This is a genomic window from Bradyrhizobium sp. th-b2 (assembly GCF_000426785.1).
GTDB lineage: Bacteria > Pseudomonadota > Alphaproteobacteria > Rhizobiales > Xanthobacteraceae > Bradyrhizobium > Bradyrhizobium septentrionale.
The window spans coordinates 1-13,823 of the sequence record NZ_AUGA01000098.1 but is presented as its reverse complement, the minus strand read 5'-3'; the positions used below and the strand labels follow the sequence as shown (position 1 = coordinate 13,823).

The following is a 13,823-nucleotide window of genomic DNA, read 5'->3' as shown; positions in this document are numbered from 1 at the left end:
CCGGCCGGCCGTTCTCGCTGTAGAGCGGCGCGATCTCGCCGTCGATCCAGTCCCAATCGATCTTGCCGGTGAGCCGGACCAGCTCGTGCTTCAGATTGATGATCTGGTCGAGCCGCGCCCGGAAAAAATCGTTCGCTCCCGTCGTTTTGTGCTTCTTCGGCCGCATCGTGCCCTCCGATGCGGACAGGGAATCATGCTTCGCCCGTCGAGGGAATCTCGAAAACGAAATTGCAAGCTTCCGATGCACAAAACACCAAAACCTTGCAATCTCAGAACGTCATTCCAGCCAAATTACGATTCCAGATCAGTCGCCTGGAAGCTTCTTAACGGGCGACTATTTTCACGGTCGGACTCATTTGGGTCCTCTCCATTTTCAACATCTTCTTCCGTGATATTGCCAATCTAGTATCGCCGCTTCTCTTGTTCCTTATGCTGGTTTCGCCGATCGGCTATACGGACGACATGATCCCGTCGCGCATGATGCCGATCATGGTCGTCAATCCACTGTATTATATGATCTCGATTTACCGCGATCTTATTCACTTTGACCGCATTCCTGTGGGGAGGCTCGCGGCCTTCGGTGCCGTATCGCTAGCGCTCTTCACCCTCGGCTTCCATCTGCTTCAGCGCTTGAAAACCCTGGCTGCCGATCATGTCTGATCTCGCTATCGAACTTCACTCGGTGAGCAAGCGCTATCGGCTATTTCGCTCGAAGGGGTGGCGGATGGCCGACGCGCTGGGCCTGCCAACACCCAAGGATGCCGCGTGGGATTTCTGGGCACTTCGAAATGTGAACCTTTCTTTGAAGCGCGGCGAGCGCGTTGGTCTCATCGGCCGCAACGGCGCGGGGAAGAGCACGCTGCTTAAGCTGATCGCTGGTCTGATCCGGCCGAGCAACGGGTCACTTCGGGTCTCTGGGCGCGTGACGGCGCTCATGGAGATGGGAACCGGATTCCATCCCGATCTCACTGGCGCTCAAAACCTGCGTGCGTCGCTCGCCTATTTGGGCGTCACCGGTAGAGCTGCGGACAAGAAGGCTGATGAGATTACTGAGTTCGCGGAACTCGGTGATTTTATCCATCACCCCTTCCGTATCTATTCGGCTGGCATGCAAGCCCGTCTCACCTTTGCAGTCGCCACAAGTGTCGACCCCGATATCCTCATCGTGGACGAAATTCTCGGTGTGGGAGACGCGTATTTCTCCATCAAAGCCGCGGCCCGAATGAAGGACCTCACACGGAATGGTGCTACGCTGCTGTTGGTTTCACATGACCTCGCCTCCGTACAAATGATGTGTAGTCGGGCCGCCTGGATTGATCGGGGCCGAGTAGCGGCCGAACGCGACACGCTAACTCTCTGTAAGTCCTACATGTCAGCAATTCGACTGCGGGAAGATGCTCGGCTCAAGGTGGCCGAGACGGGCACTAGCCTTTAGCGCCAGTTCGAATTCGGGAAGTCATTTTGTGACGGGTAGATTTGTCACCGGTGCGCCGTCTGCCCCGAAAGCACGCCATCGTGTTCGTTCGATCCGACTATTGATAGATGATAAGGAGCAGGCGTCTCTGCGCGTTGGCGACGCTCGCGACAATGACTCGACGGAAGTCGTTTGGCTGACTGACGCGCCGGGCTATACCAACTGGTCCGCGCCCCAGGTAGGACCGGACAATACGGTTTGGCGGGAATTTCGTGACGAGAATGGACGCTACTTGCACGCCCCTTTCACCATTCGGATTCCCTCTGACCTGATTGCATCCGGGATTGTGGAGATCGAGCATGCGGCCGTTGCCGGTGAGGATGTGCGGGTTGAGTTCACGACTGACGAAGCCTATTCGCTGGCTGCCACATTATCTCCATCACCTGACGGCGCGTGGGGAACTGAGCGTCTGCGTTTGCCAGCAAAGTTGTCGTCGTCCACCGACTCAGCGCGGGAGCAATCGACAACGGAGAACGTGGACCATGTTGTGGATGGCGACTCTTACGGAGCGAGCGAAGCTCAAATCACGGCGGTACGTTTCTTTTCGCCTGACGATGAGCGGAGCGAAGAGCGTCGAACGTTTATATGCGGCGAGGCAGCCGCGGCCGAGATAGAGTGGGAGGCATCGAGTACTATCGATCATTGTCGACTGGTCCTCGCTGTCTACCGTTTGGATGGCCGCTGCGCAGCACAGGTCGTTAGTCCGGCTTCCACGCGGACGGCAGGTCGGCACCGTGATCGCGTTTCGCTGATGCCAATTCGGCTTGGACCGATGGAATACATCGTATCCGTAGGCGTTTTTAGAGATCTTCACGACGAGCATCATCATGGTGGGGATCCTCTACATGTGCTCGATCGGCGCTTTCGTCTCAAGGTCATGAGTCCCCCAAATAGGGGCCTTGAAACCGGCGATTTTCTGCACGATGCAACGTGGCTGTCCTACAGTTAGAGTAGTGCGGAATATGGTAGAGGCCGATTCGTCAAGTTACTATCAGCAGGAAGCGCTTTGGCGCCAGGATATTGATGCTTCTACAAGAGAAGTGCGCGATGCTGTCCTAGCCATGATCCCTCAAGATGCTCGCAGCATTTTGGACGTCGGATGCGGAAACGGAGCTATTACTAATCATCTACCTGCGGATCGCCATGTCGAAGGCTGTGACATCTCGCCGGCAGCATTAGCCCATGTCCGCTATTCTTCGAGGGTTGCCGAGATCACCGCGCTACCGTTTTCCGACGGCGCATTCGACCTGGTGCTAGCCACGGATGTGTTGGAGCACATCGCTGAAAGCGAGTATCGGAAGGCGCTCGATGAGCTCTATCGCGTATCGACACGGTGGCTGCTTATTGCTGTCCCGTACAATGAGATTCTCGACGCCGCGACGGTCGACTGCGGCTCCTGTGCCCGTGGTTTCCATATGCATTGGCACCAGCGGTCGTATTCTGCGGAGATATTGGCGCGGCTTTGGGAAGGAAGGGCTGCTGCGGTCAACCGCGCCTTTTGCGGCGCGCGCTGGCGATGGAGTTCATCACTTGTTGTTCAGCTGCTGCATCTCGTTAACGGTCGCCATTACGATTTCGAGCACGCTCAGTGCCCATGCTGTGGCTCGCCCTATCAGCCAAAGCAGGCACAGTTGTCGGCCGCATTTGAGCACCGAATAGAAGCCTTGCATTATACGCTCGCTCTGACGGGACGAATCCCCTGGCCGCAGCGCTCGGAGATAGTCATGCTTTTCGACAAGACGACTGTGGCGGCAAGGCCGGATGTGTTGACTGAAGATAAGCAGAGTCCTCCGATAGCCCTGCCGCCACAGATTGAGCGTGACGATCTCCCGATGCTTGTCGATCCTAGTAGCTATGAGCGGGCGCCTTACCTGGTCCCGGGTCTGGCAAATACGACGGCAATCTTTCTCCCGCGTTTGCCTATGCGCGTTCGCGCGACGCCCAATTTGCCCTTGGTTATGTACGATCCCCTCGTCCAGCAGGACGTATCGCTCCAGTCGGAATCTGAAGGTTGGTGCAGCGTCCCCGCCGTATCCGCTTCTCGCTTTGGTTATCTTCTGCGCATCGTTGAATCCTCTGGGCCGATGATCTCTATTTCGTTGGAGGGCGAGGTCGATCCCTTGCTGGCTGAATCTTCTGTTCGCTCTGGCGCTTCTGCTCTGGAGCGTCACGTTGGCGAGGTATCGAAGCTCAATGAAGAACTTGAAGACAAGCGTGCCGCCGGAGAAGAACGGATCGAGGCGCTCCTCCGTCTTTGTTCGGAGCTCGAGGCTGGCCGAGCTCAGGCAGAGAAACGGATAGAGGAGTTGTTGAAGGTCGCGGACGAGCTTGAAGCGAAACGCATCGTTAGCGCAGGCCAGATCGAAGGGCTCCTGAGGCATTGCGCGGAGCAGCAGGAGAGCGGAGCTGAGTCAGAGAGCCGGATACAAGAGCTGTTGAAGTTCAACGAAGAACTCGAAGCAAAGCGCTCGGCTAGCGAGGATCGGATCGAAGCACTTCTTCATCTCTGCTCGGAACTTGAGGTTGGTCGAGCTCAGTCAGAGCATCGGATTCAGGAGCTTTTAGGACTTGCCGAGGAGCTTGAGGGTAAGCGTGCGGCAGCTGAAGAGAGAATTCGCCGTTTGCTGGAGAAAGAAGCTCCAGATACTAAAGCCCCATGACTTAGCCAGCGATGTGCCGAGATTAGTTTGTCGCCAAATGGGGCATCCTCCGGAGAGCCTGGATGCTTTGTGACGTTTGACCATAGTGTCGTTTCGAGGTGCGACAAAATTACTATCCACGCGAATTTGCACTGCTGGCCGCATTCGCTACCGGCGATGTTCGGGATCTAATCGTGCAACGCTGCTGCTGGCGGTTCCGCGAAGCCTCTCGCCTGGCTGGAACGAAGAGCCTCAGCTAATTAACATTGCTCCGACGAATCCATGAACGCACGACGTCACAGTATTGCCCGGACACACCAGAGAACACCATCACCGTTATCAGCCGCCTTCTTCGCGGCTGGTGCGGTTACTTCGACCAAGCCCTTTCATGAAGACGTATGACTTCATCGGGTGGTACGTCGATCGCCGTCTGCGGCACTGGATAATGCGACGACCAGGAGGAGGTGGTAGGGGCTTCGAAGAGTATCCGCAGGATTACCGGCACGATACGCTCCAACTCTTCCGCATCCAGACCGTCGTACTGACCGATCGAGCGCGAAGGTCTGACGGACAAGTAAAAGCCGGGTGCGCGAAATCTGCATGCCCGGTTTGACGAGCGACGTTTGAAGCGGAACTGTGGTGCGAACTGCGACACCGGCGAAGGCCGCGGAAATAGTAAAGACTCGCGACTTATGGTCACCGTGGTAGCGTCCAGTCTGCCGACCTCGAGAATCCGGTCATCGAGGAAGCGACCTGCCAATATTGAGCGCGTAGCGGATGTCATCAGCGAGCATCGAGCCGCTGGAGATCATCCACGGATGTTTTTCGAACCACGGCTTTAACGACCCGACCAGAGGCCAGCGGGCGTTCCATGCGCGCGGCGCCGGTGCCTGGTCAAATTGACCCGAGGCTGGCGTCCGGCGGATCGCAAAGCTCTACGCCATCGAAGCTCCACCAATTCACCAATGCATGAGCGTCCACGATTCTTGTGATGAGCGATTTCGCTCAGCCGATCATAACTGTCATAGGTATCGGATAAGCGTCTGTTGAAGCCGTCCAGGGACTATTCTGCGAATGCGCGACTGCGACCGAGGGCATATCGGCAGAGCACGATCGCAGACTTGACCGCTATAGCCGCGGTCGTTGGACGATCGTCCAAAAGTCGCGCTTCTTCGTTTGACCACGCTCAGATCGGGCACCGGCGCCACGATTTCACACGAACAGGCGATCCGCGGCTGCGAAATCGCGGCACATGAGGTTGGCAACGGGCTGCCGATGGGAAGCAGGGCGGCATCACCAATTGCCAAGTGTCGCGCGATCAAGCCCGATCCCTTGGCGGCCATAGATTTCGGCCTAAGGGTGAACGGGCGTCAGCAGGAGTTTCTACGATCAATGGGGTTGCCGAGCCGTTGTCCTCTCCCAAATTTGGTAGGTTGAACTTAGTGGACCGCGCCCTTTAATGGCCGATAGTCAAGGACCCGCGGGCCCAAAGGCAGGTCAGAGGATCGAGCCAAGCTTGCCGCAACCGAGGGATTTCAGCGAACGTTTCTTCGGGCGATTTTAACAATGAAGTCAGTAGGCCATACGATGCTCCGTGCTCTCGTTCTAATAGCCTTAACGGTTTTCGTCACAACACGGTCGATCGCTCAGGGCACCAACGCCAATCCCTTCTACGTTGACCAAGGTCTGGATTGGACCGCGGCAGCGAGAGCAGATTTCTATTCGCGCGATCAAGGCTCGCGTTTGATCGCGTTGTCTAGGATGCAGGCCCTGAAGCAAAGGAACGGACAGCCGTTCCTGGCGGATGGTTTGTCACGGTTATCTACCGAATCCTGCAACTCCGGCCAACCTTCCCATAGGCTTTCACGCTCTGGCCCTCAAGACTGTCAGGTCGTGGGAATGACTTGTTCAGCATGTCACACGCTCCAGATCGAAGTTAACGGCAAGAAGTTAACGGCAAGGTGTATCGGGTGGATGGCGGTCCGGGGTTCGTCGACTTCTACGCACTGCTTCGCGACCTAGACAAGGCGGTGGGCGAAGTGATTGCCAGCGACAGCTCATTCGCTCCGTTTGCTGCAGCTGTTCTGCGGTCCGCAGTGCCGGATGCGATAGATGTTGCGGATCTTCGTCTACAGGTAGGTGGGTGGTACTTGCGGTTTCACACGCTCATGCATGGTGCGCGCGCTGCCAGAGAACGGCTGGGGGTTTGCCGTTTGGATGCTGTAGGGATGATTTTCAACCGCGTATCCGGTCTGGACATCGGTCCGCCACCCGACTTCATGATTCCGGAAAACATAAAAACCGCCGACGCTCCCGTGAGATATCCATTCCTTTGGAATGCGCCGCGGCAAGACAAGACGCAGTGGCCGGGTTTCGCAAAAAACGGAAGTGGCATTGTAGGGCTGGCTCGGAACGTGGGCCAGGTTCTGGGGGGCTAAGTTTGAGCCGAAACGTCAGGGAGGGGTCATCAATTTCCTCATCAATAATTCCGCTAACTTCGACGGTCTGAGCGAACTCGAAAACTTAGTAACGCGAATCGGCCCTCCGAAATGGCCTTGGAAGTGTGACGCTGCCTTGGTTGCCCAAGGCGACGTGATTTTCGAAAGAGATCCCGCCGAAGGGGGATGTAGCGCATGCCATGCGATCCAAGAGGGCGAGCAGCGCTTTCCGTTCGTCAAGACGTGGAGACTGCGATCCAAAACGCGGGTACACGGGAATACGATGCCTCGCCTGGAAAGCGAAGACTGGCGTGCTGAAAGGAGCGTACATTCCGCTGGCGACGGCTCCCCTTGAGGAGAGCGATCAGGTTCTTAACATTCTTGCGACCTCGGTTATTGGCTCGATCGCAGAACACGTGTTGACCGGCGGCACCGCTTCCACCACAGCGCGGGTGGCGGTGGCGCCACTTGCCGTCGAGCCCGCGTGGATCATTGAGAGCATGCTAACGAAAGATGGCGGCTTCGACGCCATGAAGCGCTTGCTGTCGTCGGAGAGGCGACCAACGGCGGTGGTTGCTTCAACGACGTCGTGGCAATCGGCGCGATGTTGGCGATCGCACGACAGGGGCTGACCGTCGGGCGCGATGTTGCCGTCGTCGGTTTCGATGATACCGCCGAGACCATCATGTCTCTCCCGCTCTGACCACTGTGTCGGTCGATGCCGGTAGTCTCGGAGAGCGCGCCGCGCAGATGCTGCTGAGGCAGATCAACGAGGGCGAGCGTCGTCTCGAGAGTTGCGGGGGCGAAGCGCGGTTGGTCGTTCGGGAGAGTTGTGGAGCGGAATTCAAACGGAGAATCGCATCTTGAGTGGCCTGCGTTGGGGATTGATCGGTGCAAGTACAATCGCGCGCGAGTGGATGATCGAGGCCATCCGCGGAGCGGCTGGCGCGGTGCGGGCTGTGATGGGCAGCGATCCGGAGCGGGCGCAGCGATTTGCCAGCGAGAACGGGATCGCGATAGCAACAACCAGCCTCGACGCGTTGCTCGGAAGCGGTATCGATGCGGTCTACATCTCGACAACAAATGAGCATCATTGTTCGCAAACGCTGGCCGCGGCCGCGGCCGGCAAGCATGTGCTGTGCGAGAAGCCGCTCGCGCTGAACTTGCCGGACGCGAAGCGAATGGTCGCGGCCTGCAAGGCGGCAGGGGTGCAGATGGGGACAAACCATCATTTGCGCAACGCGGCCACCCATCGTGCAATTCATGCCGCGATCAAGGCGGGCCACATCGGCAAGCCTCTATTCGCCCGCGTTTTTCATGCGGTCTATCTTCCGCCGCACCTGCAGGGCTGGCGGATTGAGAGGCCGGAAGCGGGCGGCGGCGTCGTGCTCGATATCACCGTTCATGATGCCGACACCTTGCGTTTCGTGCTCGACGAAAATCCTGTCGCCGTGACCGCGATGACGTCGCGGGGTGGTATGGGCCAGGCAGGTCTCGAAGACGGTGTCATGGGGGTGGTCCGCTTCGAAAACGGGCTGATTGCCCAGTTCCACGATGCCTTCACGACAAGATACGCGGTGACCGGCTTCGAGGTCCATGGCGAAGAGGGATCGCTGATCGGGACCGACTGCATGACCCAGGTGCCCAAGGGCGAGGTCTTGCTGCGGACCAGGGACGGCGAAAGGCAGCTCTCGATCGCGCACGAGAATCTCTATCTACGGGCGGTGCGCCTGTTCGGCGACGCGGTTGCCGCCCGTGGCGCGCCGTCGGCTACGGGCGAAGACGGGATCAAGTCGCTGAGCGCCGCCCTGTCGACGCGCGAGGCTGCCCGAACGGGACGCGAGGCTCCCATCGATCTGACGACCCGAGGTGCATATGGTACGAACGAAGGTCTTGCGCATGCGCGCTGATGCTGACGTCCGGCTCGGACAACCGCACACTTTTGCGTTCAACCTCGACAAGGCGGTGCTGTTCGACCCAACGACCACGCGCCGTATCTGATCGAGTGGTGCGAGACCTGCATGAAGATCACGGAGTCAACCGATGTCCTCGTCATCGGGTCTGGAATGGGCGGTGCGAACTTTGCCGCGGGTCTGGCGCCTACGGGCGCAAAGATCGTGATCCTCGAGCGCGGCCAGCGTCTGCGCGATAGCGAGGCTGCGCGGGACGCAAGGGCGATCTTTCAGCGCGGGGTGTTCCGGCCGCAGGAGTCCTGGGTCGATGGGGCGGGGAAGGCCTTCAATCCCGGCAACTACTACTGCGTCGGCGGCAATACCAAGCTCTACGGGGCGGTCCTGATCCGCTACCGCGCTCAAGACTTCGCGCCCATCGCGCACCGCGATGGAACGACGCCGGGCTGGCCGTTCAGCTATGGCGAACTGGAGCCATGGTATACCCGGGCGGAACAGCTCTACAACGTGCGCGGCGCGCTCGGAGACGATTCCTCGGAGCCTTTTCACTCCGCGCCCTATCCGTTCGGCCCCGTGCCGGATGAGCCGGCGATTGCGGCGGTACGGCAGCGGCTCAAGAAGATCGGGCTCAAGCCGTTTATACTGCCGCTTGGCATCGACATCGAGACATGGCTCAAACGTGCCAAGACTCCGTGGGATGCATTCCCCGACGCCGGGCACGGCAAGATGGATGCCGAATCCTGCGGGCTTGCCTGTGCTCTCGCCCATGACAATGTCGCGCTGCGCGAAGGTGCGCAGGTCAAGCGGCTGGTCGTCGAGCCGGACGGCAAACGCATTGCCGGCGTTGAGGTCATTCAGGCCGGTGAGCGGACCATGATCGGCGCCGGCATCGTGGTGCTCGCGGCGGGCGCCGTCAATTCGGCCGCACTGCTTCTGCGCTCGTCACAGGCCGGCATCGCGAACCGCTCCGATGCAGTCGGCCGTTATTTCATGAACCACAATTCCTCGGCTGTGCTGGCGATCGATCCGCGCGTCGTCAACAACTCGATCTACCAGAAGACGATCGGCACCAACGATTTCTATCTCGATGATGGGCACGGCGGACCGCCGCTGGGCAACATCCAGTTGCTAGGACGTGTCACCGCGCCGATTCTGAAGGCCAACATGCCGCTCGCGCCGGAATTGGCGCTTGGGCTGATGAGCCGGCATGCGGTCGACTGGTACGTGATGAGCGAGGATCTGCCGCGCGCCGAGAGCCGTGTGACGGTCGATGGTGCGAATATCCGGCTCGACTGGCTGCGCTCGAACTGGACGACCCATTTGGCGCTGGTGGCGACGTTGAAGGAACGGCTGCGTGCCGCAGGTTATCCGATCGTACTGTCAAAGGCGTTCGACCGGCGCACGCCCTCGCATCAGTGCGGGACAGTGCGCATCGGCCTCGATCCAGCGACATCACCGCTCGATCCGTTCTGCCGCTCCTTTGATCACCCCAATCTGTTCGTTGTCGATGCGTCGTTCCTGCCGACCTCGGCGGCGGTGAACCCGTCGCTGACGATCGCCGCCCAGGCGTTGCGCGTCGCGGATCATGTCGCGAGGACCGATCTTCGAACTCATGGGGACATGAGATGACGGTTTACGACTACATCGTCGTCGGCGCCGGCTCGGCCGGCTGCGTGCTCGCCAACCGCCTGAGCGTCGATGCGTCGACCAGGGTGCTGCTGCTCGAGGCCGGCGGCAGCGACAACAACCCGCTGTTCAGCATGCCGGCGGGGTTTGCCAAGATGACCAAGGGCATCCCCTCCTGGGGATACTCGACGGTGCCCCAGCGTCATCTCGGCGCGCGGGTGCTCCGCTATACCCAGGCGAAGGTGCTAGGTGGCGGCTCCAGTATCAACGCGCAGGTTTACACCCGCGGAAATGCCCGCGATTATGATGGTTGGGCGGCGGATGGTGCGACAGGCTGGAGCTACGCGGATGTCTTGCCGTATTTCAAGCGCACCGAAGACAACCAGCGCTTCGTCGACGCCTACCATGCGCGCCGTGGTCCCTTGGGCGTCTCGGTGCCTGTCAATCCGTTGCCGATCAGCGAAGCGTTTCTGCTAGCCGGGCAGGAATATGGAATGCCCTACAATCCCGATTTTAACGGTGCGCGGCAGGAGGGCGTCGGCCACTATCAAGTAACGGTGCGAGATGCCCGGCGGTGCTCGACCGCCACCGCCTATCTGCAGCCGATCCGCGGCCGACCGAATCTCACCGTCCTTACCGACGCCTACAGCACGCGGATCGTGGTCGAGAATGGGCGTGCTGTGGGAATCGCGTCGGTACGCGGAGGGCAGCGGGAGATCGTTCGCGCCGAGCGGGAGGTCATCCTTGCGTCCGGCGCCATCGGATCGCCTCGCCTTCTGCTGCTATCGGGGATCGGTCCGGCCGACCATCTGAAATCAGTCGGTGTCAAGCCGATCCACGATTTGCCCGGCGTGGGCGAGAATCTTCAGGACCACCTCGACGTCTATGCGATCGCGGAGTGCAAGGGCGACGTTACCTACGACAGCTATGTGAAACTGCATCGTATGATCTGGGCGGGACTGGAATATCTGCTGTTCAAGCGCGGACCGGTCGCGTCCACCCTATTTGAGACAGGGGGCTTCTGGTATGTCGAGCCGGCGGCGAGGGCGCAGGAATGGCCGGACGTGCAATTCCATCTCGGGCTCGGCTCAGGAATCGAGGCGGGCGTAGAAAAGCTAAAACATGCAGGCGTCACGCTGAATTCGGCATTCTTGCGGCCGGGCTCGCGTGGTACCGTGCGGCTCGCAAGCGGCGATCCTTCCGCGATGCCTCTGATTGACCCAAACTATTGGTCTGATGCGCGTGATCGCCCGGCAGCGATCGAGGGGCTGAAGATGGCCCGTGAGATTCTCCGGCAACCCGCGCTCGAGCCATTCGTCATGGTCGAGCGGATGCCCGGTGTTGCGGCTACAAGCGAAGCCGCTCTCGTCGACTATGCTGTCAGGACCTGCAAGACCGATCATCACCCTATAGGCACCTGCCGGATGGGCACTGACCAGCTGGCGGTGGTCGATCCGTCGCTGAGACTTCGTGGAGTCGATGGTCTGCGGATTTGCGACGCTTCCGTGATGCCGCGCATCACGTCATCCAACACGAACGCGCCCACCATCATGATAGCGGAGAAGGCGGCAGACCTGATTCTCGGGAAGACGACGTTCGCCGCACCGCACTTGGCAAACATGGAACGTCGCACGTCGAACGAACGGCTCAACCCGAAAAATCGATGAAGTGGGCTGTGTTGTAGCCGCAGTATTAGTTGGCGCGTTGCGCAGCCAGACTCACGTCTCGCTTTCGTCGAGAAGGGTTTTTTGGAGCATTTGCTCGCCCGCTCGGCCTCGATCTCGAAGTACTGCAGGCGAGGTCCGAAGGCATCCGTGTGCCGCTCAGGATGAGGATAACAAAACATACCAGACCGACCGGATGCAGAATTGATTATAGTTCCTTGATAGCGAACTTGAGGCGTCGTCTGCTTCATCCCGACATGATGCAATTCTGAGCAGTCGGGATGCTAGGAGGTAGAACATGCCAAATATGCGTAATCCACCACCCAGCCCGGCATCATCGATAGATATTGGAGGCAGCTTCTCAGCTTGCGTAATACTTTGAACCGCGGTTATCGAATGCAGGGCGGGTGCCTTCGAGGACGTCGACTAGATACTTGTGGATTTGCGGGGATTCGATCGAACAGTGGTGTGCTTCGACGAAAGCCCGGTCCAACTCATCGGCGAAACGCGTCAGCCGATCCCGGCCAAGCCCCGCAGGCTCGAACGTTACGATTATGAGTATCGTCGGAATGCACGGTCAATCTCTTTGTTCTCCTCGACGTGCATCGTCCCTGGCGCAAGGACAAGGTCACCGGGCGGCGAGATGACGGCGCTCGAGATTGGCCGGAATCCGGCCTCTACCCGAAAGGCAACGCGCGGACATGGGCCGAGCTCGGCCCGTCCCGGATCCGGCCGCTCCTGGTCGTGAGCGCGATGGTCTATGGTAAGCGTAGCTCTGCGGCCCTTTTGATTGGCTCTTGACGCCCTATTTTGATCGCAGCTTTTGCCGGCGTGGCTTCCAAATTCCGGACAATGCGTTGACGGCGGCCTCAAGCGCCTTCCGGTCGACGACGTTGGGATCGAACCGCTCCGGGCCCCAGAGGCGCATTTGTTCGTGCTCCGGATGGGTGGGGTCACCGATGGCATCGGGGTATTCGGATAGCCTGGCGCACCGCCTACGTCTTCCGGAGGACAACCACCGGCGGCCTCGAGCAAGAGGGGAAGTCCCTCTGTCGTCGTGTTGTCGAACCATTTTTCGAGTTTGATCACATGGTCCCAGCTGTCGCCGAAGTCATAGAGATAATGGATCGTTTTGGCGCCGGTCTCTCGAACGATTTCGCAGAGCCGCGCTTTGCGAGCATCGATGCGCTGGGGGCCAAAATCACCATCGGGGTCAGGGATGCCCCAGCGTCCTTCGCCAGCGTGGAACTCGAAGAGATGGCTATCCGTCCAGCCAAACGCCGCCTGAAGCGTCAGATGCAGCCGATCGAGACGCAGGGTCAGCGGTACGACGAGGCGGCGCATCACCTCCGGTTTCACGTCCTTGAGGGTCACCTTGATCCGGACCGCGGTCGTGTTCAGGCTCATGCCGCCAGCCTCGGATCGTGTGCATGCATCTTGTAGGTCGACGCCCAGGGAAGCAGTTCGTCCAGTCGCGCCGCAGGCCAGCCATTGACGAGCTTCGCGAGGACGTCGGAGAGCCAGTGCTCGGCGCTAACGCCATTGAGTTTGCACGTCTCAATCAGCGAAGCCAGCAATGCCCGGTTCTCGGCGCCCTCGTCGCAGCCGGCAAAAAGGGAGTTCTTGGCGTTGAGCTTGATCGGCCGCATCGCACGTTCGACCGCATTCGTGTCCATCTCGATGCGCCCGTCATCAAGGTAGAGCGTCAGGCCGTCCCAATGGCGCAGCGCATAACGCAAAGCCTTCGCCGTGTCGCACTTCTGCGCAAGGTGATCAAGCTTTGCCTCAAACCACTGCTTCAAGGCTGCAGCCAGAGGCCGGGCATGCCCTTGTCGGCCCGCGCGGCGCTCGGCATCAGATCGGCCACGTAGTGCTTTCTCAACCGCGTAGAGCTGGGCAATGCGCTTGAGGGCCTCCCGGGCAACCGGAGCCGGCGCCAGTGAAGCCTCGCGCTCGATCTTCACAAATTGACGCCGTAGATGCGACCAGCTTGCGTCAGGATAAGTCCTGGAAAGGAGGAAGAATGTGACCTGAAACCTTTCAACGTGACCCAGAGGGTTCGACGCCCTCGC

11 protein-coding genes and 4 pseudogenes are annotated in these 13,823 nt (G+C 59.5%); 12 read left to right on the top strand and 3 right to left on the bottom strand.

From position 1 onward, the window contains the following. Nucleotides 1-166, bottom strand: a pseudogene (locus tag K359_RS62355) (IS5/IS1182 family transposase); the annotation flags it as partial. Between the two features lie 170 nt (nt 167-336). Between K359_RS62355 and K359_RS55335 the strand changes: the two are divergent. From K359_RS55335 to K359_RS66490, 12 genes and pseudogenes are all read left to right on the top strand, one after another. Further along, nucleotides 337-660 carry an ABC transporter permease gene (locus K359_RS55335; RefSeq protein ID WP_084518755.1) on the top strand — a complete coding sequence of 108 codons (324 nt, stop codon included), beginning with the start codon at nt 337-339 and terminating at the stop codon, nt 658-660. Then, nucleotides 653-1,435, top strand: coding sequence for an ABC transporter ATP-binding protein (locus tag K359_RS55330; RefSeq protein ID WP_051346755.1), 783 nt, complete (start codon nt 653-655; stop codon nt 1,433-1,435). The genes K359_RS55335 and K359_RS55330 overlap by 8 nt, the downstream gene beginning before the upstream one ends. Nucleotides 1,436-1,535: 100 nt before the next feature. Beyond that, entirely contained in the window at nt 1,536-2,423 is an 888-nt protein-coding gene (locus tag K359_RS0143240) for a Wzt carbohydrate-binding domain-containing protein (RefSeq protein WP_029084691.1), read from the top strand. Between the two features lie 13 nt (nt 2,424-2,436). Continuing rightward, nucleotides 2,437-4,134, top strand: a complete 1,698-nt coding sequence (locus tag K359_RS57895; RefSeq protein WP_051346754.1) for a class I SAM-dependent methyltransferase — start codon at nt 2,437-2,439, stop codon at nt 4,132-4,134. Nucleotides 4,135-4,379: 245 nt separating this feature from the next. Next, complete coding sequence (locus K359_RS65180; protein WP_224496560.1) at nt 4,380-4,505, top strand: group II intron maturase-specific domain-containing protein; 126 nt, start codon at nt 4,380-4,382, stop codon at nt 4,503-4,505. A gap of 2,357 nt (nt 4,506-6,862) precedes the next feature. Beyond that, on the top strand, nt 6,863-7,183 hold the full coding sequence (locus tag K359_RS62350; protein ID WP_156929011.1) for a hypothetical protein: 321 nt from the start codon (nt 6,863-6,865) through the stop codon (nt 7,181-7,183). After that, on the top strand, nt 7,156-7,254 hold the full coding sequence (locus K359_RS66500) for a hypothetical protein (RefSeq protein WP_156929010.1): 99 nt from the start codon (nt 7,156-7,158) through the stop codon (nt 7,252-7,254). Before K359_RS62350 ends, K359_RS66500 begins: the two co-directional genes overlap by 28 nt. Then, nucleotides 7,248-7,418, top strand: a pseudogene (locus tag K359_RS66495) (substrate-binding domain-containing protein); the annotation flags it as partial. The gene K359_RS66500 and the pseudogene K359_RS66495, both read left to right, overlap by 7 nt. Nucleotides 7,419-7,423: 5 nt before the next feature. Beyond that, entirely contained in the window at nt 7,424-8,461 is a 1,038-nt protein-coding gene (locus K359_RS55315) for a Gfo/Idh/MocA family protein (RefSeq protein ID WP_256375211.1), read from the top strand. Nucleotides 8,462-8,572: 111 nt separating this feature from the next. Continuing rightward, on the top strand, nt 8,573-10,090 hold the full coding sequence (locus tag K359_RS0143210) for a GMC oxidoreductase (RefSeq protein WP_035978167.1): 1,518 nt from the start codon (nt 8,573-8,575) through the stop codon (nt 10,088-10,090). Further along, nucleotides 10,087-11,754, top strand: a complete 1,668-nt coding sequence (locus K359_RS0143205; protein ID WP_029084688.1) for a GMC family oxidoreductase — start codon at nt 10,087-10,089, stop codon at nt 11,752-11,754. Before K359_RS0143210 ends, K359_RS0143205 begins: the two co-directional genes overlap by 4 nt. A gap of 451 nt (nt 11,755-12,205) precedes the next feature. Beyond that, nucleotides 12,206-12,393: pseudogene (locus K359_RS66490) on the top strand (IS630 family transposase); the annotation flags it as partial. Between the two features lie 390 nt (nt 12,394-12,783). On the opposite strand, the pseudogene K359_RS66485 reads toward K359_RS66490, so the two are convergent. Next, nucleotides 12,784-13,095 (bottom strand): annotated as a pseudogene (locus tag K359_RS66485) (plasmid pRiA4b ORF-3 family protein); the annotation flags it as partial. A gap of 59 nt (nt 13,096-13,154) precedes the next feature. Next, on the bottom strand, nt 13,155-13,823 hold a 669-nt coding region (locus K359_RS55305), incomplete at its 5' end, for a transposase (protein WP_245284904.1).

Excerpts from the sequence above, each read along its gene's own strand:
- K359_RS55330 (WP_051346755.1), top strand. The coding sequence starts at position 653 with ATGTCTGATCTCGCTATCGAACTTCACTCGGTGAGCAAGCGCTATCGG.
- K359_RS57895 (WP_051346754.1), top strand. The coding sequence starts at position 2,437 with ATGGTAGAGGCCGATTCGTCAAGTTACTATCAGCAGGAAGCGCTTTGG.
- K359_RS66500 (WP_156929010.1), top strand. The coding sequence starts at position 7,156 with ATGTTGGCGATCGCACGACAGGGGCTGACCGTCGGGCGCGATGTTGCC.
- K359_RS0143210 (WP_035978167.1), top strand. The coding sequence starts at position 8,573 with ATGAAGATCACGGAGTCAACCGATGTCCTCGTCATCGGGTCTGGAATG.
- K359_RS0143205 (WP_029084688.1), top strand. The coding sequence starts at position 10,087 with ATGACGGTTTACGACTACATCGTCGTCGGCGCCGGCTCGGCCGGCTGC.